Origin of the sequence: Cystobacter fuscus, assembly GCF_002305875.1 — a bacterium.
Classification (GTDB): domain Bacteria; phylum Myxococcota; class Myxococcia; order Myxococcales; family Myxococcaceae; genus Cystobacter; species Cystobacter fuscus_A.
This window is the reverse complement of sequence record NZ_CP022098.1, coordinates 7,054,362-7,073,257: the sequence shown is the minus strand read 5'-3', so window position 1 is coordinate 7,073,257 and position 18,896 is coordinate 7,054,362. Positions and strand designations below refer to the sequence as shown.

General features: G+C 70.3%; 16 protein-coding genes. 12 read left to right on the top strand and 4 right to left on the bottom strand.

Features of this window, described 5'->3' with window-relative positions:
- Positions 1 to 47 precede the first annotated feature (47 nt).
- A complete protein-coding gene (locus CYFUS_RS28800) occupies positions 48 to 1,310 on the bottom strand; it encodes a TCR/Tet family MFS transporter (protein ID WP_095988142.1) in 1,263 nt (420 codons plus the stop codon).
- Between the two features lie 91 nt (positions 1,311 to 1,401).
- On the opposite strand from CYFUS_RS28800, the gene CYFUS_RS28795 reads away from it, so the two are divergent.
- The 4 genes from CYFUS_RS28795 (at position 1,402) to CYFUS_RS28780 (ending at position 5,036) form a co-directional block, all read left to right on the top strand.
- The gene (locus CYFUS_RS28795; RefSeq protein WP_095988141.1) at positions 1,402 to 1,782 is read left to right on the top strand and encodes a hypothetical protein; all 381 of its coding nucleotides are present in this window, start codon (positions 1,402 to 1,404) and stop codon (positions 1,780 to 1,782) included.
- A 106-nt stretch (positions 1,783 to 1,888) separates the two neighbouring features.
- Positions 1,889 to 2,278, top strand: a complete 390-nt coding sequence (locus tag CYFUS_RS28790; RefSeq protein ID WP_157758709.1) for a heavy metal-binding domain-containing protein — start codon at positions 1,889 to 1,891, stop codon at positions 2,276 to 2,278.
- Entirely contained in the window at positions 2,275 to 3,645 is a 1,371-nt protein-coding gene (locus CYFUS_RS28785) for a TolC family protein (protein ID WP_095988139.1), read from the top strand. The genes CYFUS_RS28790 and CYFUS_RS28785 overlap by 4 nt, the downstream gene beginning before the upstream one ends.
- Positions 3,642 to 5,036 carry a multicopper oxidase family protein gene (locus tag CYFUS_RS28780; protein WP_157758708.1) on the top strand — a complete coding sequence of 465 codons (1,395 nt, stop codon included), beginning with the start codon at positions 3,642 to 3,644 and terminating at the stop codon, positions 5,034 to 5,036. The genes CYFUS_RS28785 and CYFUS_RS28780 overlap by 4 nt, the downstream gene beginning before the upstream one ends.
- A gap of 12 nt (positions 5,037 to 5,048) precedes the next feature.
- Here CYFUS_RS28780 and CYFUS_RS28775 read toward each other — a convergent pair whose 3' ends face one another.
- Positions 5,049 to 6,053, bottom strand: a complete 1,005-nt coding sequence (locus tag CYFUS_RS28775; RefSeq protein ID WP_095988138.1) for an alpha/beta fold hydrolase — start codon at positions 6,051 to 6,053, stop codon at positions 5,049 to 5,051.
- A gap of 113 nt (positions 6,054 to 6,166) precedes the next feature.
- On the opposite strand from CYFUS_RS28775, the gene CYFUS_RS28770 reads away from it, so the two are divergent.
- The 7 genes from CYFUS_RS28770 to CYFUS_RS28740 all read left to right on the top strand — a co-directional run bounded on the left by CYFUS_RS28770 (position 6,167) and on the right by CYFUS_RS28740 (position 14,100).
- The gene (locus CYFUS_RS28770) at positions 6,167 to 6,946 is read left to right on the top strand and encodes a class I SAM-dependent methyltransferase (RefSeq protein WP_095988137.1); all 780 of its coding nucleotides are present in this window, start codon (positions 6,167 to 6,169) and stop codon (positions 6,944 to 6,946) included.
- Between the two features lie 106 nt (positions 6,947 to 7,052).
- Complete coding sequence (locus tag CYFUS_RS28765; RefSeq protein ID WP_095988136.1) at positions 7,053 to 8,345, top strand: C39 family peptidase; 1,293 nt, start codon at positions 7,053 to 7,055, stop codon at positions 8,343 to 8,345.
- Between the two features lie 53 nt (positions 8,346 to 8,398).
- Positions 8,399 to 9,031 (top strand): hypothetical protein, encoded by a 633-nt coding sequence (locus CYFUS_RS28760; RefSeq protein ID WP_095988135.1) that lies wholly within the window; start codon positions 8,399 to 8,401, stop codon positions 9,029 to 9,031.
- Positions 9,032 to 9,087: 56 nt separating this feature from the next.
- The gene (locus tag CYFUS_RS28755) at positions 9,088 to 9,708 is read left to right on the top strand and encodes an RNA polymerase sigma factor (protein ID WP_232536865.1); all 621 of its coding nucleotides are present in this window, start codon (positions 9,088 to 9,090) and stop codon (positions 9,706 to 9,708) included.
- On the top strand, positions 9,708 to 12,653 hold the full coding sequence (locus CYFUS_RS28750; protein WP_095988134.1) for a CHAT domain-containing protein: 2,946 nt from the start codon (positions 9,708 to 9,710) through the stop codon (positions 12,651 to 12,653). The genes CYFUS_RS28755 and CYFUS_RS28750 overlap by 1 nt, the downstream gene beginning before the upstream one ends.
- A 67-nt stretch (positions 12,654 to 12,720) precedes the next feature.
- Positions 12,721 to 13,200 carry a hypothetical protein gene (locus CYFUS_RS28745; RefSeq protein ID WP_095988133.1) on the top strand — a complete coding sequence of 160 codons (480 nt, stop codon included), beginning with the start codon at positions 12,721 to 12,723 and terminating at the stop codon, positions 13,198 to 13,200.
- 75 nt (positions 13,201 to 13,275) lie between these two features.
- Positions 13,276 to 14,100, top strand: a complete 825-nt coding sequence (locus CYFUS_RS28740; RefSeq protein WP_095988132.1) for a DUF459 domain-containing protein — start codon at positions 13,276 to 13,278, stop codon at positions 14,098 to 14,100.
- A 16-nt stretch (positions 14,101 to 14,116) separates the two neighbouring features.
- On the opposite strand, the gene CYFUS_RS28735 is transcribed toward CYFUS_RS28740, so the two are convergent.
- Entirely contained in the window at positions 14,117 to 14,332 is a 216-nt protein-coding gene (locus CYFUS_RS28735) for a hypothetical protein (protein WP_095988131.1), read from the bottom strand.
- A 339-nt stretch (positions 14,333 to 14,671) separates the two neighbouring features.
- On the opposite strand from CYFUS_RS28735, the gene CYFUS_RS28730 reads away from it, so the two are divergent.
- The gene (locus CYFUS_RS28730; RefSeq protein WP_095988130.1) at positions 14,672 to 17,260 is read left to right on the top strand and encodes a response regulator; all 2,589 of its coding nucleotides are present in this window, start codon (positions 14,672 to 14,674) and stop codon (positions 17,258 to 17,260) included.
- On the opposite strand, the gene CYFUS_RS28725 is transcribed toward CYFUS_RS28730, so the two are convergent.
- Entirely contained in the window at positions 17,257 to 18,840 is a 1,584-nt protein-coding gene (locus tag CYFUS_RS28725; RefSeq protein ID WP_095988129.1) for an acyl-CoA carboxylase subunit beta, read from the bottom strand. The genes CYFUS_RS28730 and CYFUS_RS28725 overlap by 4 nt on opposite strands.
- Positions 18,841 to 18,896 lie beyond the last annotated feature (56 nt).

Genomic DNA, 18,896 nt, shown 5'->3' with positions numbered 1-18,896 from the left:
CCCACCCCGCGGGGCGCGGTCGGGGGCAAGCCGAGCGCCTGCTGTCCTCACACCAGGGGGCTGGTCGTCGGGACGGCTTCCTGGTGCTCGCGGGTGACCCGTACCGCCACGGCCAGCGCGAACATCAACAGCAGCGCGGCGCACAGGAAGGGCGCTCCGGGCTGATGGACGCCGCGCTCGGGGGCGATGGCGTACGCGAACGTCTGCGTGAAGAGCCCGGGGCCCACGAGGCCCGCGATGCCCAGGAGGCTGGAGAGCGCGCCCTGGAACTGGCCCTGCTCGGAGGGCGGGATGCGGCGGGTCATCAGCCCCTGCGACGCCGGCGAGAAGAACCCCCACAGGGCCATCACCGGAATGCCGAGCCCACAGAAGAGCGCGGGGGTGGGGGCCAGCGCGTAGACGGAGAAGCCCACCGCGCCGAACACCAGCCCCATCATCAACGTGCGCCGCTCGCCCAGGCGCTTGACCACGGGCCGCACGAGGCCGCCCTGCACCACCAGCGAGCACAGGCCCGAGCCCGCCAGCGCGAGCCCCACGGCGCGCTCGTCCCAGCCGAAGCGGTAGCCGCCGTACAGCACGAAGACGCTGGGCAGCGCGATGTGGGCCAGGTTGTTCAGGAAGTGCACGCTCACCAGCCCCAGCACCTCGGGCATGGCGCGCAGCCGCAGCAGGGCGCCCACCGGATTGGCCCCGCTCCAGCGGAAGGGCTTGCGCTTCTCGGGCGGCAGGGACTCGGGCAGGACGAACAGGCCATACAGGGCATTGGTCAGGCTCAACCCGGCCGCCACCCAGAAGGGCAGGCGCGGATCGATTCCCCCCAGCAGGCCGCCCAGTCCGGGCCCCAACACGAAGCCCACCCCGAACGCCGCCCCGAGCATCCCGAAGCCCGCGGCGCGCTTGTCGCTCGGCGTCACGTCCGCGATGTAGGCGCTCGCCGTGCTGATGCTCGCCGCGGTGATGCCCGCGATGATGCGGCCCGCGAACAGCCAGCCCACCGTGGGCGCCCAGGCCATGAGGATGTAGTCCAGCCCCATGCCCACGTTGGACAACAGGATGACCCGGCGGCGGCCGTAGCGGTCCGACAGCGCCCCGAGCACCGGCGAGAAGATGAACTGCATGAGCGCCCAGGCCGTGGAGAACACGCCGAACATCCGCGCCGCCCGGCTCGTGTCTCCGTCCATGAAGCCGACGAGGAGCTTGGGCAGCACGGGGATGATCATCCCCATCGCCAGGATGTCGAGCAGCACGGTGATGAAGATGAAGGCCAACGCGGCACGGCGCGGGCCCCCGGATGCAAGGGGAGCGGTCATGGGCGCCCCCGTCCTATCACTTCTGCTCGTTTCCATGCTCGGCGGGGCACCCATCTTGCGAAGCCTTGGCGGGGGCGATACAGCTAGGAGCGTGATTGCCCGGTTCGCCGCACTCCTCCTCGCCCTGCTCATCTCGGGGCAGGCCGCCCTCGCGGGCGGAAGTGAGCGGGTGTGCCGTTACACCGGCCGTCGCGTCGCCCCGTGCGCGGCGTGTCCCGGCAAGAAGCAGGTGCAGGACGCCCGGCTGCTCGCCCAGGACTGCTGTGAGCTGCGCCAGGGTCATCCCGTGGACATGGCTGGCCGCCTGCCCGCCGTCGACGCACAGGTCCAGGTCCACTGGGTGGAATTGCCCGAAGGTATCTCCTGGGTCGCTCCCTCGGCTCCCGAACAGCCCGGACCGCGCTTGCGCTCCGGGCACGACCCGCCTCCGCGCGAGCGGCTGTTCCTGACCCTGCGTCAGTGGCTGATTTGAGCCGGTCTCCGACTCCGTCTCCGTGAGGGCTTCTCTCCCCTCCGGATACGCGAGGCGTGTGTCCTGAAGCCGTTGCTCAACTCATCTCTTTCGCGGAACACCTTCCATGTCTCTTTCGATGAAGCTGCTGACCGGCGCCCTGGCGCTCGGTCTGTCCGCGTGCGCCCTGGGCGCCGCGGAGCGTGTCCCTTCCTTGCTGGATCCCTCCAACCCCGCGGCCTCCGAGTCCCCCATGCGGGCCATGCTCGCCCTGCACGGCTCGCCCGCCGCCGCTCCTCCCGCCACGTTGTCCCAGGCCGAGCCTCCGGATGCCGGAACGCCCTCCTCGGCCCTCTACGTGTGTCCCATGCATCGGGACGTCACCTCGCACGAGCCGGGACGCTGCCCGAAGTGCGGGATGAAGCTCGTGCTCCAGGCCCCTCCCGCGCCCAAGGAGAGCGCCTCCCGTGAGGAGCCGGCGCCGGGCGCGTCCTCCATGCAGGGTGGTTCGCCATGAACCGCCTCCTGCTCACGGCGGCCGTGTGCCTGTCCGCCATGGGCTGCGCGACGCTGTCTCCCGAGCGGGGACACGCGGAACTCGGAGCCCTGGTCCAGGAGCGGGTGCAAGTGTCCACCGGTTGGGAGAAGGGCACGCCTCCGGCCGAGGCCGTGCGCGAGCGCGTCCATGCCCTCCTCCAGGATGGACTCGCGCGCGAGGAAGCTGTGCGCCTGGCGCTCGTGAACAACCCGGGGCTTCAGGCCTCCTACGAGTCGCTCGGCGTCTCCCAGGCGGACATGGTGGAGGCGGGGCTGTTGCGCAACCCCACGCTGGGCGCGGCGATCGGCTTCCCCAACGTGTCGGGCTCCGGTCCCCGCCTCGAGTTCTCCCTCGTGCAGGAAGTGCTCGATCTCTTCATGCTCCCGGCGCGCAAGCAGATCGCCCGGCAGCAGTTCGAGGCGGACGTGCTGCGCACCGCCCATGAGGCGCTGGCCGTGGTGGCCGAGACGCGCGAGGCCTATACGGCGGTCCAGGCGGCCGACACGCTGCTGCGCTACCAGACCCAGCTCGTGGCCGTCTTCTCGGCGGCGGCCGAGCTGGCGCGGATGCAACATGAGGCGGGCAACATCCCCGAGCTGGATCTCTCCCTCGCGCGCGCCGCCTGGCAGGAGGCCCGCGTGGGCCTCGCCCGGGAGGAACTGGCGCTCGTGGAGAGCCGGGAGCGGTTGAACCGGATGCTCGGGTTGTGGGGCGAGGACACGGAGTGGACCGTGAGCGAGCCCCTGCCCGAGCCGCCCGCAGAGGAGCCCTCCCTGGAGCACCTGGAGCGGCTCGCGATCGAGCGTCGCCTGGACATCGACGCCGCGCGCAAGGACGTGGCGTTGATGGAGAAGGCCGTCTCCCTGGCGCGCGGCTCGCGCTTCTTCGGCACGGTGGAGGTGGGCGTGGACGCCGAGCGCGAGTCGGATGGGCTGCGCCTCATCGGCCCGAGCCTCGTGTTGGAGCTGCCCCTGTTCAACCAGCGGCAGGCGCTCATCGGGGGGCTGGAGGCGCGCGAGCGCCAGGCCGAGCGGAAGCTGACACGGCTCTCGGTCGATGCCCGCTCCGAGGTGCGGCAGCGGCGGGCGGCGCTGCAGACGGCGCGGCGGTTGGTGGAGCACTACTCGGCGACGCTGTTGCCCCTGCGGCGGCGGGTCGTGGAGCAGTCGCAGCTCCAATACAACGCCATGGTGTTGAGCCCGTTCCAGCTCCTCGAGGCCCGGCGCGAGGAGGTGCGGACGTATCGGGAGTACGTGGAGACGCTGCGGGACTACTGGAACGCCCGGAACGCCCTGGAGAACGCGGTGGGTGGCCGGCTGACGGATGACGCGGGAGGGACGCGATGAGCGAGAAGAAGGAATTGAGCCGGCGGCGCTTGCTCGTCGCCGGTGGTCTGGGCATGGCCGGGACCTCGCTGTTGTCGGCCACGCGGGCGCGGGCCCAGGAGCCGTTCTCCGGGACTCCGGCGCGCGAGGGCTCGGCGGCGGACACGGGCAGGCCCCAGGCGAGTGGCAAGCACCTGCCCCCGGGGCGGCCCGGCCGGGACTACACGCCGGTGGTGGTGCCCAACGGGACGAAGCTGCCCTGGAAGGTGGTGGACGGCGTGAAGGTCTTCCACATGGTGGCCCAGGAGGTGGAGCACGAGTTCGCGCCGGGGCTCCAGGCGCGGTGCTGGGGCTACAACGGCCGTGTGCATGGCCCGGTCATCGAGGCGGTGGAAGGCGACCGCGTGCGCTTCTACGTCACCAACCGGCTGCCCGCGCCCACCACGGTGCACTGGCACGGGCTGCTGCTGCCCAATGGCATGGATGGGGTGGGGGGACTCAACCAGAAGGCCATCGCCCCCGGCGAGACGTTCAAGTACGAGTTCACCCTGCGCCAGTCGGGCACGCTGATGTACCACTCGCACCACGACGAGATGACGCAGATCGCCCTGGGCATGACGGGCATGTTCATCGTCCACCCCCGCCAGCCGCGAGGGCCGAGGGTGGACCGGGACTTCGCGCTGATGCTGCACGAGTGGCGCCTGGACCCGGGCGCCCGGCGGCCCAATGCCAACGAGATGACGGACTTCAACCTGCTGACGATCAACGGCAAGGCCTTCCCGGGCACGGCGCCGCTGGTGGTGAAGAAGGGACAGCGGGTGCGCATCCGGCTGGGCAACCTCGGCCCCATGGACCATCACCCCATCCACCTGCACGGCTACCAGTTCCGCATCACCGAGACGGACGGAGGCCGCGTCCCCGAGTCCGCTCAATGGTCGGACACCACGGTGCTGGTGCCGGTGGGCAGCACGCGCGGCATCGAGTTCGTGGCGGACGAGCCCGGCGACTGGGCGATGCACTGCCACATGACCCACCACGTGATGAACCAGATGGGTCACGGGATGCCCAACCTCATCGGCCTCGAGCCCGAGGGCTTCGACGAGAAGGTGCGCGAGCTCTTGCCGGACTACATGACGATGGGCCACACGGGCATGGGGGAGATGGAGGACATGGGCATGGCGGTGCCGGCCAACAGCATCCCCATGGTGGGCGGCAAGGGCCGCTACGGAGGCATCACCATGGGGGGCATGTTCACGGTGCTCAAGGTGCGCGAGCACCTGGAGGGCTACGGAGATCCGGGCTGGTATGACAACCCGGTGGCCACCCTGGCGAGCAACGCCGAGAAGGCTGAGCTGCTGCGCGACGGCATCGACGTGAACGCAGACCCCGGCGTCACCGACGGCGGCGCCTGAGCCACCAGCCCCTCACTTGCCGAGGAACCCGAGCAGCGCCTCGTGCCACTTCTCGGGGGCCTCGAAGTGGGGGATGTGTCCCACGTTGGGCAGCTCCACGAGCGTGGCGCGGGGGAAGGCCTTCGCCGCGCGCCGGCCCAGCTCCGGGTACTGGCCGAGCTTCGTGAGGGCCTCGGGCGACACGCGCGCCCGGCCGATCGTGGTGCGATCCGCCTGCCCGATGACGAGCAGCACCGGTGCCGTCACCTGCGGGAACTCGTGCACCACCGGCTGCTGGTAGATCATCTGCTCGGTGGCGGCGGACACCCAGGCCAGCCGTGGGTACTCGCCACCGAGCGTCTGGCGGTAGATGACCTGGACATACTCCTCGTACTCGGGACGCCACGTGACGTAGTAGGTCTTCTGGTACTTGCGCACGGACTCCTCGGTGGTGTCGAGCTGGCCCTTGTAGAGCTCCTCGGTGGAGCGCCAGGGTACGAGGACGCGGTAATCCTCCATGCCGATGGGATTCTCCAGGATGAGGTGCGTGGTGGTCTCCGGGAACAGGAGCGCGAAGCGCGTGGCGAGCATGCCGCCCATGGAGTGCCCCACGATGGCGGCTTTGGAGACTCCGAGCTTCTCCAGCACCCGCTTCGTCTGGGTGGCGAGCAGGTGGAAGCTGTAGTCGATGGCCGGCTTGGAGGACTTGCCGAAGCCGATCTGATCCGGCACCACGACGCGGTAGCCCGCCTGGGTGAGCGCGCGGAGGGTGTCGCGCCAGTAGGCGCCGAAGAAGTTCTTGCCGTGGAAGAGCACGACGGTGCGCCCGTTGGCCTTGCCGCTGGCGGGCACGTCCATGTAGGCCATGCGGACGTCCTGGCCTTGGAGGGTCAGCGGGAGGAACTGCACGGGGGCGGGGTAGGCGTAGCCCTCGAGCGCGATGCCGAGCGGCTCGGGGGCCTTCTTCTCCTGGGCGAGGGCGGGCAGGGCGCACAACAGCAACGCCAGGGTGAACACGGAGCGGGTCGTAGAGGCCATGTCCGAGGAATACCGCCTCGGGGGGCTCTTCGAGCACGGAAGCGTGATATCGCGTGGATCCGGTCTTCAGTGTTCAACAAGGAGCCGTCATGGGGACGGAGTGGAAGCGCGGTATGGACCTGACTGCCTACAACCGCGAGGCCTGGAACCGTCAGGTGGCCAAGGGGGATCGGTGGACGATTCCCGTGGGACCCGAGGTGATCGCCGCGGCGCGCCGGGGGGAGTGGAGCGTGGTGCTCACCCCGTGCAAGCCCGTGCCGCGCGAGTGGTTCGGCGGCCTGGCGGGCAAGGACGTGTTGGGACTGGCGAGCGCGGGCGGACAACAGTGTCCGGTGTTCGCCGCCGCCGGGGCCCGCGTCACGGTGTTCGACAACTCGCCCGCCCAGCTCGCGCGGGATGCCGAGGTGGCCGAGCGCGAGGGCCTCGACATCCGCCTCGTGGAAGGTGACATGCGCGACCTGTCCGCCTTCGCGGACGAGAGCTTCGATCTCATCTTCCACCCCTGCTCCAACTGCTTCGCGTCGGAGATCCGCCCCGTGTGGCACGAGGCCTTCCGGGTGCTGCGCCCCGGCGGTGTGTTGCTCTCGGGTTTCTCCAACCCCATCGTCTTCCTGTTCGACCCGGAGCTGGAGAAGCAGGGCGGGCCGCGGCTCAAGTACCGCATGCCGTACTCGGACGTGGCGAGCCTCACCGACGAGGAGCGGCGCCGCTACACCGACGCGGGCGAGCCCCTGTGCGTGGCGCACTCGCTGGAGGATCAGATCGGCGGGCAGCTCGACGCGGGCTTCCTGCTCACCGGCTTCTACGAGGACAAGCACACCGAGGGAGACCGGCTGTCGGAGTACTTGTCGGGGTTCTGCGCCACCCGGGCGCTCAAGCCCGCCACCCGGTAGCGGGGACGTCGCGGGGAAAATGCCCCGCCAAATCCTCCAGGAATAATCCCTCCCCGCGTCGTACCAGCGATGGGGCGGGGAGTTCGGGACCCCTGGAGACGACGACATGCGGAGTATACTGCGCGGTGCGCTGGCATCGCTCGTGATGGCTGTTTCGGCCGCGAACGCGGGCACGCTGCCGGTGCCGCTGTTCCCCCAAGAGACGAACCAGTGGTGCTGGGCCGGCAGCGGCCAGATGATCATGAACTACCTGGGCGCCACGCGGGTGTCCCAGTGTGATCAGGCCAACCGGCGCCTGGGGCGCTCGGATTGCTGCAACAGCCCCGTACCCTCGGCGTGTGTGCAGCCCGGCTGGCCCGAGTTCGAGAAGTATGGCTTCGCGTACAACACCACGTCCAACAGCGCGCTGAGCTGGTCGTCGCTGACGAGCGAGATCAACGCCAACCGGCCCGTGGCCTTCTCCTGGGGATGGACCGGTGGCGGCGGACACATGATGGTGGCCAGCGGGTATCTCACGCTCCTCAGCACCAACTATGTCTACGTCAATGATCCGTGGGCGCCCAACGTGGGGGACCAATACTATATCACCTACTCCGAGTACGTGAGCGGCGCCGATCACGTCCACTGGCGGGACTACTACAACATCCGCGAGAACCCGCCCTGCTACAGCGACTTCCACAACCTGTCCGCGAGCAGCTTCCAGGGATGTTTCGACCACCACGCCTGGCGTGATCGCTGGCCGGTCACCCTGACCGCGTACAATTCCTCGGGCAACCGGTTGATGGCGGGCTCCTTCCAGGCGGTGGGGAGCCGTCCGGTGCGCGTGTTGATGACGACGCAGCAGTTCCAGTCCTACTTCGACACCTACCGCGCCCAGGGCTGGCGTCCGGATCGGGTCAGTGTGCTGCCCACGTCCAGCGGCCCGCTCTTCTCCGTCATCTGGGCGCCCATCGACGGCGCGTTCCTCTCCCTGGCCAACCTGACCGAGGCCGAGATGTCCGCGAAGTGGAACGAGATGTGGAACGCCGGCTACCTGAACGTGGACCTGACCGTCTACAACGACAACGGCGTCATCCGCTTCGCCGGCGTCTGGGTGAAGAAGGCCCACAATGGCTACGCCACCTACTGGCACATGACGGCGGCGGACTTCGAGTCGAAGAAGCAGAGCTTCGCGGCCCAGGGCCTCATGCCCGTGCGCTTCAACTCCTACTCCACGCCCAATGGCATCCGCTACGCGGCCACCTGGCACCCCACGTCGTCTGGCTTCTACCAGGCCTACAACATGACGAGCGCCGGCTATCAATCCACCTACAACTACGTGGCCGGGTTGAACCAGGGCTACCGCCTGTCCCATGTGAGCGCACTGGACGGCGTGCTGTCCGCCCTCTGGACGAAGTAGTCGCCCGGCCCGTGCCAGGGCTTTTCTCCCTCTCGATTCTGGAAAGACATCCCATGAAGAACCTCCTGCTGTCCGCATGCCTCCTCGTCCTGGGCTCCGCCCCCGCCTCCTTCGCGCAACCCGATGAGGCTCGCGCCGCCGCGGCCCGCACCCTCCAGGACTTCGCTGGACGGGTGAGTGCCTCCAACGCCCGCTCCCTGGGGTTCCAGGGCCCGGAGGAGGCGAGTACCGGAACCCTCGGCGAGCCCATCCCGGTGTTCATGGTCTCCCTGGAGCGGCTCCAGCGCTACCAGGGCGAGGACCCCGGCCGGCTGCTGCTCGATCTCCAGCGCGTCGTCTACCCGGTCCAGGTGGAAGGCGAGGTCCGCTCCCTCGTGGAGGTCCAGTCCACCCGGGGCCGGTGGGAGACGGTGCAGATCGGCGGTGCCCAGAAGAGCCGCCTGATGGAGAAGCACCGGCGCGGCGTGATGCGCACCGCGGGCGCGCGCGTCTCGGACTTCTTCGAGCTGCGCGTGCCCGCCCTCCACCTCGTCTTCCTCGCCCACCACGGCGCCGAGGGACTCGTGGTGACGCCGTTGCTCGATGAGGCTTCCCTGGGGCTGCGGGCCGGCCAGCCGGAGCTCGCGAGCCAGGTCTTCTCCCGGCTCGCTCCCCGGGCGCGCGAGACGCCCCTGCTCGTGCCTTGAGTGCCTGGCTGGCGTGGAGTGAAGGCCCTGGAGGCCCTTTCGCCGGGATGCGTCCCATGCGAAGTAGTGCCCTCGTGGACTTCCCGTTCCGATTCACCCGCACCCGGAGCCCGGCACGGACCCCCGTCCCCGCGAGCGCCACGCCCGGCGCTCCCGGGTCCGCGCGGGAGTTCCAGGAGGTGCTGGCTCGCTGCCAGCCGCAACTGGAGGAGCGCGCCCGCTTCCTGTGCCGGGGCCGCAACCCCTCGGATGCGAAGGACCTGCTCCAGGACACCTACGAGCGGGCGTTTCGCGCCTTCCACACCTATGACCGCGCCGCGCCCCCCCTGCCGTGGCTGGCCTCCATCCTCGTCAGGCGGTTCCTCGACATGTGCCGACAGGACAAGCGCCATCCCCAGCAGGAATTCACCGAGGGCCTGGACGTTGCCAGCGAGGAGGCGGCTCCGGCGGAGACGTGGGCGGGCTATACGCTGGAGGACGTCTGGCGCGCGGTGGAGAAGCTGCCGGAGGAATTCCGGGACGTGGTGCGGTTGAAGGACATGGAAGGTCTGTCGTACGCGCGCATCGCCGAGCAGCTGGGCATCGCCCCCATGACGGTGGGCACCCGGCTGTTCCGGGCGCGCAAGCGGCTCAAGGACATCCTTCTCGAGCAGGCGCAACCCGGAGGTGTCGAGTGATGGCTTGCGAGCGGATCGCCGCCTTCGTGGATGGGGAGTTGTCCACGAGCGAGGCCGAGGAATACCAGGCCCACCTCGCGGGGTGCGCCGACTGTCAGGCCTCCCTGGAGGATCAACTCCAGGCGAGTCTCGCCGTGCGATCGGCCGCGGCCTCGCGCCATGCCCCGCGCCATGCTCCGCGCCGCGAGCCCTTCCGTCCCTCCTGGGCCCACCGCACCACCCGGATGTGGAGCGCGGGCGTGGGAATGGCGGCCCTCGTGCTGCTCGGTCTGCTGGCGACGTGGTGGATGCGGCCCGCGACCCCCGACGTGGGGGCTCAATTGCTCGCGCTCGCGCCGACGCGCTCCCAGGAAGGTCGGCTCGGCTACCCAGGCCTGGATGGCTACCGGAGCTCCGGCACGTTGCGCGATGGGGCCTCGGGTTCCGCGGAGCTGGATGTGCGGCTGCTGGCGCGGCTCGAGGAGCAGGGGGACTTCCACGGCCTGGCGACGGCGTACCTGCTCGCCGGTGAGTTCGAGCGCGCCGAGAAGGCCCTGGAGCGGCTGCCGCCCTCGCCGGACGTGGACAGCGACCGCGCGTTGGCGGCGCTGGGGCGGGGCGAGCCCGAGCGGGCCCTCGTGGCGCTGGATCGCGCGCTGAGGGCGGCGCCGGAGCATCCGCGCGCCCATTGGAACCGCGGTGTCGCGTTGCGCGCGATGTCGTTGGAGCTGGCCGCCGCCATGGAGTTCCAGCTCGTGGCGGACCGGCGCGAGCCGGGGTGGAGCGAGGAGGCGAAGCGGCTGGCGGAAGGGTTGCGCGCGAGCGCCGCGTCCCGGAGCCGGGCGTGGACGGACATGAACGCCGCCGGCATGGCGCTCGCGTTGGAGGGAACGGCGCTGCCCGCCGCGATGGTCCGCCGCGACCCGGACCTGGCGCGGCTCTACCTCTACCATGCGATTCGCGCCGCGGTGTCCCGGGAGCAGGTGCTCGCGCTGGCGCCGCTGGCCAGCGCCCTGGACTCCGCGGCCAGGAACTCCACCGCGTCCGACTACGTGCAACGCGTGGCCCGGGCCGACTTCGCGCGCCGCGCGCCGCTGGCCCGCACGTACCGCGCGCTGCTGGAGGATGCCCGGGCCCTGACGGGCGAGGCGGCGGAGGCGTACCTCACGCGCCTGCGCCGCGCGGGCGAGCGGGAGTTGCTGCTCGGCGCCATCCTCCTGCTGCGTGTCGAGCGCCAGCACCTGGAGGAGCTGCGCGCGCTCGTCGAGGAATCGGGCGAGGCCGTGTGGTACCGCGCGCCGCTGGTGAAGGCCCAGGTGGCGGAGGATCTGGCGCATGGAGACGGCGCCCGGGCTGAGCAGCGGCTCGCGGCGGCGATCGACGAGTGCCACCGGGCCCGGCTGGAGTACCGGTGCGTGTCGCTCCAGGCGGAGCTCAGCGGCCTCTACAACCAGTTGGATCGCCGTCAGGAGGCGATGGGGCCCGCGCGCGCGGCGCTGGACGTGGCGCGCCGCCTCGGGGACTGGCACCACGAGGAGGTGCTCGTGCTCGCGCTCATCAACAGCGCGCGCTTGAGCCACGAGCCAGCGCTCGCCCGGGCCTACCTGGACGAGTACCTGCAACGGCAGCCGGAGGACTGTGAGCGGCGCGCGGACTACCACCATCAACGCGCGCTCCTGGCCATCGAGGCGCTGGACGTGGCGGAGGCCCGACGCGAGGTGGCGCGGGCTCGTGAGTGCGCGGCGCCGCCCTCCCTGTTCGAGCTCGCCGTCTACGGAGATCTCCTGCGCTTCGGCACGACCGCGGACGAGCGCGCGTACGTGGCACGGCGGCTGGAGCTGTTGCGCGAGGAGTCATCGTTCACCCCGGGCGCGCGCCTGCTGATGGAGCAGATCGCGGCGCGCATCCTCATCGAGACGGATCGGCGCGAGGGGCAGCGGCGTCTGCGCGAGGTCATCGCGGCGGCCGGGCCCCTGCGCTCCACGGACATCGAGGCGCGCAAGGCCTGGTCCTACGCCCACCAGACGCTGGTGATGGATGCCGGGAAGGCGGGGGAGTTCGACGAGGCCCTCACCGTGCTCGCCGCGGGACAGGAGCGCGCCGCGCCGGCCTCGTGCCTGCTCGCCGTGGCGGGGCAGGACGAGCGCGTCCTCTTCGTGGCGCGTGGTGCCCGGGGGCATGTGCGGGGCGAGTACCTGGGGCAGCGCACCCGTCCGCTCCTCGAGGACTTCCCCGCGGTGCCCCCGGCGGTGTTGGACGAGCTCGCGGGGTGTGACGCCGTGCGGGTGCTCGCCGAGCCCGTGCTCCTGGGACGTCCCGGACTGCTGGGACCCGAGCGGGCCTGGAGCTACCTGGTCCCCGGTGGCGGTGAGGGGAAGGGGCCCGAGGCCGGACTCCCTCCCAAGCACGTGGTGGTGTCGGATGTGGAGCCGCCGGCCACGCTCGGTCTGCCGCGCCTGCTGCCGTGGAACCGCGCGCCGCGACCGGGAGAGATCCTCCTGCGGGGCGCGTCGGCCACTCCCGACGCGGTCCTGGCGGAGCTCGAGGACGCCACCGAGGTGGAGTTCCATGCGCACGGTTTGATCCGCTCGGGCTTCTCCGATGCGTCCTTCCTCGCGCTGTCGCCCGAGCCCGATGGCCGCTACGCGTTGACGGTCTCGGACCTCCAGGGGGTTTCGCTCCGGGGCGCGCCGCTGGTGCTGCTCGCCGCGTGCCGCGCGAATGGGGGCGCCTTGCGCTACTACGCCGTGGCGAGTCTTCCCGCGGCGTTCATCCAGGCGGGTGCCCGGTCCGTGGTGGCTCCCGCCTCGCCCATCCCCGATGAGCAAGGAGGCGCCTTCTTCCAGGCCCTGCTCGACGAGGTGGGACGGGGGACGACACCCGCCCAGGCCCTGGCGAGGACGCGCTCCGTCTGGCTGCGCGACAGGCCGGCCCCGTGGGTGTCGGAACTCGTGCTTTTCGAATGAGGGAATATTCGCGCCCCCCGGCGTAGAGAGGGTGGACGTTCACCTTGAACAGCAGGGGAGATGGGTCATGAAGCAGGGTGTGCTCGTGGTGGTTCTGCTGTGCGGCATGGCGGGGAGCGCGGGAGCGGCGGAGCTTGCCTGGGCGAGAAACTCGCCCTCGGGGATCGTGTTCACGCGGGCGACCGCCGGGGACGATGACTTCCGGCGCGTGGGGCCCGAGACCTTCGATCTCGCGGTGCGCCCGAGGGATGGGCGGGGACTGCTCATCTACCGCTACTACCGCGCCAGGATGAGCGTGGTCCTGGTGGAGCGCGTGGTGGAGATCGACATCCCGATCAGGACGGGGGGGTTCAGCAGTGTGTCCGACTCGAGGATCGTCCTGACTCCCGAGGGCTACAAGAAGCCCATTCCGCCCCAGCCTCCTGGAGGCGAGCCCATCTGGGTGCTGCCCGACGTGGAGCGCCGGGCCGCCCTCGCGGCCGTCGGGGCCGTCGATGCGGGGGGAACGGTGATTTCCATCGGACAACTCCCGGTGGCCACGCTTTGAGCGCCTGACTCCCCGCCCACCAGGGAAGGCAGTGCATTTCTCCATCGGGCAAGGGCGGGGTAGCGTGCGGGCCGGATGGACAACGCCCTGATTCGCGCGCTCGTGTGTCTTGCTCTCCTGTGGTCCGTGTCGGTGCGGGCGGAGGAGGGCGGACCCGATGGCGCCGCTCGCTCTCGCACCGTGCTCCTGCTGGGTGACAGCCTGATCGTCACCAGCTTCGGAGAGTCTCTCGAACAACTGCTGAACGCACAGCCGGGATTGCGCGCGGTGCGGCGGGCGAAGTCCTCCACGGGACTGGCCCGTCCCGACTTCTTCGACTGGATGAAGGTCGGGCGGGAGGAAGTGGAGCTCCATCGACCCGACGTCGTCGTCGTCATCCTGGGCGGCAACGACGGGCAGGGGCTCACGGATGACCAGGGCAAGGCGCAGGTGCAGTGGGGCGCGTCCGGGTGGGAGGCCGCCTATCAGCAGCGCGCCACGGAGTTCCTGCGCATGCTGTCGGCTCCGGGGCGCAAGGTGCTCTGGGTGGAGCTGCCCTTCACCGGCCTGCCCCGCTTCGAGCGCAAGCTGGAGATCATCCGCCGGGTGCTGCGCGAGGCGGTGCGGAGCGAGAGTGCGTCGACGCACCTGGAGACGCGGCCCTTCTTCGTCGATGCCAGGGGCCACCTGTTGCGCGAGGCCCCCGTCGAGGGCTTCCGCAAGCCCATGCGGCTGCGCATGGCGGATGGAGTGCACTTCACCGTGGCCGGGGGCCGCTACTTCGCGAGCAAGGTGCACCCGGCGGTGATGTCGTTGTTGGAGGCCCCCCGTGAGCAGGCCGCCGCCCCGATCGGCACGGGCTCGCGCGAGGCGGAGCGCACCTCGCTCGTGCCTTCTCCCCTGGTGCGCGGCACGCCGTGACGCGGGGCGGCGTGCCTCACGTGCCCGAGATGTCGGGAGGGGGCGGGGCCGCCTTGCGCTTGGGAATCAGCGAGCGGCGCGGTGACCCCTTGATGGCGTAGCCCAGCAGCATGGACATGGGCAGCAGCATGCCCAGTCCCTGGGTGAGATCCTTCGGCGGATGGACCACGGCGCCGAGCGCCATCGCGGCGAAGAGCAGACCACACACCAGACGGATGAGAAGGGCGTTCACCGCGTTGCTCCTTGGGGGGAGAAGGCGGAGACAACCCTATCAATTCCGAGCCGTACGGGATCGTTCCACCTGGTCCCCAGGGGGGCGGGGGAGCGGTCGCGGCCAGAAGCCGTCAATCCCGAACTGTTCCTCACATCCCCTCGCGCCCGACTCGATCGTTGCCTGGAAGGCTTTTTCCGCGCGGCGGGTTCGTGTGCTCTTGTGGACACATGAACGATTCACCACCCGCGGTGAGCCGGGTCTGGAAGGGGAGCGACACGTTTGGGTAAAAGCGCCACCGGGCTGGATCAGTTGCTGTTCCCAGGGACGGGAGAGAGGGGCGCGGGCCCTCGTGGAAATATGTCCGTGATTATCGACTATCAGAGGCTCTTCAACCTCTCGCCCAACCCCTACATGCTCCTGGACCGTGAGCTGCGCTACGTGGCGGCCAACGAGGCCTATCTGCGCGTCACGGCGAGCCGGTTCGAGGACATCGTGGGCCAGCACATCCTGGCGGCGTTTCCCAACGATCCGAACGATCCGGGCAACCTCCCGGCGCGACTGCTGCGCGAGTCATTCGAGCGGGTGTTGACGCGGCGAGTGCCGGACACGCTGGCGCTCATCCCCTACCGGGTGCCCCTGCATACGCCCGAGGGCATCGTCGTCCGGGAGCGTTTCTGGAGCGCCACCCACACGCCGCTGCTCGACGAGCGGGGCGAGGTGGCCTTCATCCTCCAGCACACCGTGGACGTGACGGAGTTGCAGGAGCTCAAGCGCACGGTGCGCGCCGCCCAGGTCGCCCGGGACGACGAGCCTCCCAGGGCTCAACTCGAGGCCGGCGTCCTCCACCGCGCGCGCAGTGTCCAGGATGCCAACCGGACGCTGGACGAGGAGCGCAGCCGGCTGCGCCGGCTGTTCGAGCAGGCGCCGGGTTTCGTGACGGTGCTGCGCGGGCCCAACTTCGTCTTCGAGATGAGCAACCCCGCCTACTACCAGCTCGTGGGCCACCGGGACATCATCGGCAAGCCGATCCGCGAGGCGCTCCCCGAGACGGTGGAGCAGGGCTTCCCGTCGCTCTTGGAGAAGGTGTTCACGACGGGGGAACCGTTCGTCGGCCGGGGCACGTTGGTGCGCCTGCAGCGCACGCCAGGCGCGCCGCTCACCGACGTGTACGTCGACTTCGTGTACCAGCCCATCGTCGAGCCGGATGGGACCATCTCGGGCGTCTTCGCCCAGGGGCAGGACGTCACCGAGCAGAGGCGGGCCCAGGAAGAGCTGCGCCGCTACCAGGAGCACCTGGAGGAGCTGGTGCGCGAGCGCACCCAGGCGCTCGAGCAGAGCGAGGCCGAGCGCCGCGAGACCGAGGCCGCGCTGCGGCAGGCCCAGAAGATGGAGGCGGTGGGCAAGCTGACGGGTGGGGTGGCGCACGACTTCAACAACCTGCTGCAGGTCATCGGGGGCAACCTCCAGTTGTTGCAGAACGAGGTGGCCGGCAATGAGCGGGGCCAGCGGCGCCTGCAGACCGCGGTCGGGGCGGTGGATCGCGGTGCCAAGCTCGCCGCGCAGCTGCTCGCGTTCGCCCGGCGCCAGCCGCTCGAGCCCGTGGTCATCAACCTGGGCCGCCTGGTGCGCGACATGGATGAGCTGCTGCGCCGCGCGCTGGGTGAGGACATCGAGATCGAGACGGTCCTCTCCGGCGGGTTGTGGAACACGTTCGCCGATGCCAACCAGCTGGAGAACGTCATCCTCAACCTGGCGATCAACGCCCGGGACGCGATGGAGTCCCACGGCCGGCTGACGATCGAGGCGAGCAACGCCATGCTCGACGATCACTATGCCCACCTGCACCAGGACGTGGTGCCCGGTCAGTACGTGCTGCTGGCCATCTCCGACACGGGCTGCGGCATGCCTCCCGAGGTGATCGAGCGGGCGTTCGAGCCCTTCTTCACCACCAAGCCCGAGGGCCGCGGCACGGGGCTGGGGCTGAGCATGGTGTACGGCTTCGTCAAGCAGACGGGGGGCCACGTGAAGATCTACAGCGAGGTGGGCCACGGCACGACGCTGAAGATCTACCTGCCCCGCGCCTTCCAGGCGGAGACGGCGCCGGTCGAGGTGCTCGAGGGGCCCATCGAGGGGGGCAACGAGACCATCCTGGTGGTGGAGGACGATGTCGCGGTGCGCGCCACGGCGGTGGAGATGCTCTCGGAGCTGGGCTACCGGGTGCTCAAGGCCGGGGATGCCCAGAGCGCGCTGGCCATCATCCAGAGCGGCGTGCCGGTGGATCTGCTGTTCACCGACGTGGTGATGCCCGGCCCCATGCGCAGTCCCGAGCTGGCGCGGCAGGCCAGGCAGGCCCTGCCGGAGCTCGAGGTACTGTTCACCTCGGGCTACACGGAGAACGCCATCGTCCATGGCGGGCGGTTGGATCCCGGCGTCGCGTTGCTGGTCAAGCCCTACCGGCGCGAGGATATGGCGCGGAAGATCCGCATGATGCTGCGCAACCGTCAGCAGCGGCAGAACGCGCGGGACATGCTGGCGCTGCGGCGCGAGCGGGTCCGGGCCGTGCGTGCCCCCGAGCCCCCGAAGAAGACGCGCCTGCGCGTGCTGCTCGTGGAGGACGACGAGGACATCCGCACGTCCGCGTACGAGCTGTTGGGCATCCTCGGGCACGACGTGCTGGCGGTCTCGAGCGCGGAGGAGGCCCGCGCGGCGCTGTCCACCAGCCGCTTCGACGTGCTGTTCACCGACGTGAGCCTGCCGGGCATGTCGGGGCTGGAGCTGGCGCGCGAGGCCGTGCGGCGCGTTCCCGGACTGCGGGTCATCGTCGCCTCGGGGTATGGGAGCGCGACCGAGGGCCTGGACCAGGGCCTGGGCGCAGTGGTGCTGCCCAAGCCCTATGCACTGCAGCAGATCGAGCGCGCGCTGGATCAGGTGGGAGAGGGCCTCTAGACGGGGGAGATCTCCCGGCGGCGGAAGGGGCGCTCCACCTTCTTGTTCGCCGAGCGCTTGAGGGCGCGCGCGAGCAGGCGCCGCGTGTCGCGGGGATCCACCACGTCGTCCACCATGGCGAGCGCGGCGGTGCGCTCGATGCGGATGTGCTGGCGCAGGCCCTCGGCGAGCTCCTTCTTCATGGCCTCGGCGGCCTCGGGGCTGCCGGCGCCCTGCAAGAGCTTGCGCGCGGCGATGGCCACCATGCCCTCGGCGCCCATGACGCCAATCTCCGCGCCGGGCCAGGCGATGAAGAGATCCGGCTCGAAGGCCCGGCCATTCATGACGTAGTAGCCCGCGCCGTAGCCCTTGCGCACCACCACGGTGAACTTGGGCACGGTGGCGCTGGCGGCCGCGTACATCATCTTCGCCCCGTGGCGGATGATGCCCTGCTGCTCCACCTTGGTGCCCACCATGAAGCCCGGCACGTCCTGGAGGAAGAGCAGCGGCACCTGGAAGGCGTCACACAGGTTGATGAAGCGCGCCGCCTTGTCCGCCGCGTTCACGTCCAGGATGCCGCCCAGGTACATGGAGTTGTTGGCCACGATGCCCACGGGCCAGCCGTCGATGCGCGCCAGGCCGGTGATGAGGTTGCGCGCGAAGCGGGGCTTGAGCGGGAAGAACTTGCGCTCATCCACCAGCGACAGGATGACCTTGTTCATGTCGAACGCCTGGCGCGGGCTGTCGGGCACCACGGTGAGCAGGGACTCGTCGCGCCGATCGAACGGATCCGTCGTGGGCCGGCGCGGGGGCCGCTCCTCGCAGTGCGAGGGAAAGAAGGACAGGTACTCGCGGATGGCGGTGAGGCACGTGGCGTCGTCGGGGTACTCGGCATCGGCCACGCCGGACACCTCGGTGTGCACCTTCGAGCCGCCCAGCTCCTCCTCCGTCACCTTCTCGCCCACCACGGACTCCACGAGGTAGGGGCCGCCGAGGGCGAGCGAGCTGGTGCCCTTGACCATGGGCACGAAGTCCGCGAGCGCCGGGATGTAGGCGGTACCCGCGGCGCCGGGGCCCACCATGGCGGCCACCTGGGGCACCACGCCGCTCATCACCACCTGCTCGCGGAAGAGGTAGCCGGTGTCCGCGAAGCCCGCGAGGCGCCGGGGGTCCACGTCGCCGCCCGCCTCCAGGCGCGCGCCCGCCGAGTCGACCAGCCACACCATGGGGATGCGGTGCTTGAGGGCCAGGTCACGCATGCGCGCCACCTTGCGCTCGCCCACCGTGCCGATGGAGCCGCCGAACACCGTGAAGTCGTAGAGCGCCGCCGCCACGGGCCGTCCGTCGATCTCCCCAACGCCCGTGATGACGCCGTCCGCGGGCGAGGGGCGGGAGGCGTCTTCCTCCTCGGGCAGGTGGCCCTCGGCTCCGGCGAGCAGACCCATCTCCTCGAAGGTGTTCTCGTCGAAGAGCCGCTGGAGGCGCTCACGGGCGGTGAGCTTGCCCTTGGCGTGCTGGCGCTCGATGCGCTCGGGTCCGCCCAGGCCCTCGTTGCGGCGGCGCTGCTCCTCGAGCTTCTCCACCCGCTCCTTCATCTTCATGGTGTGGCCTCCCCGGCAGGACTGGCGGCTACCTTGCCAGAGCGGCGCGCCGCACC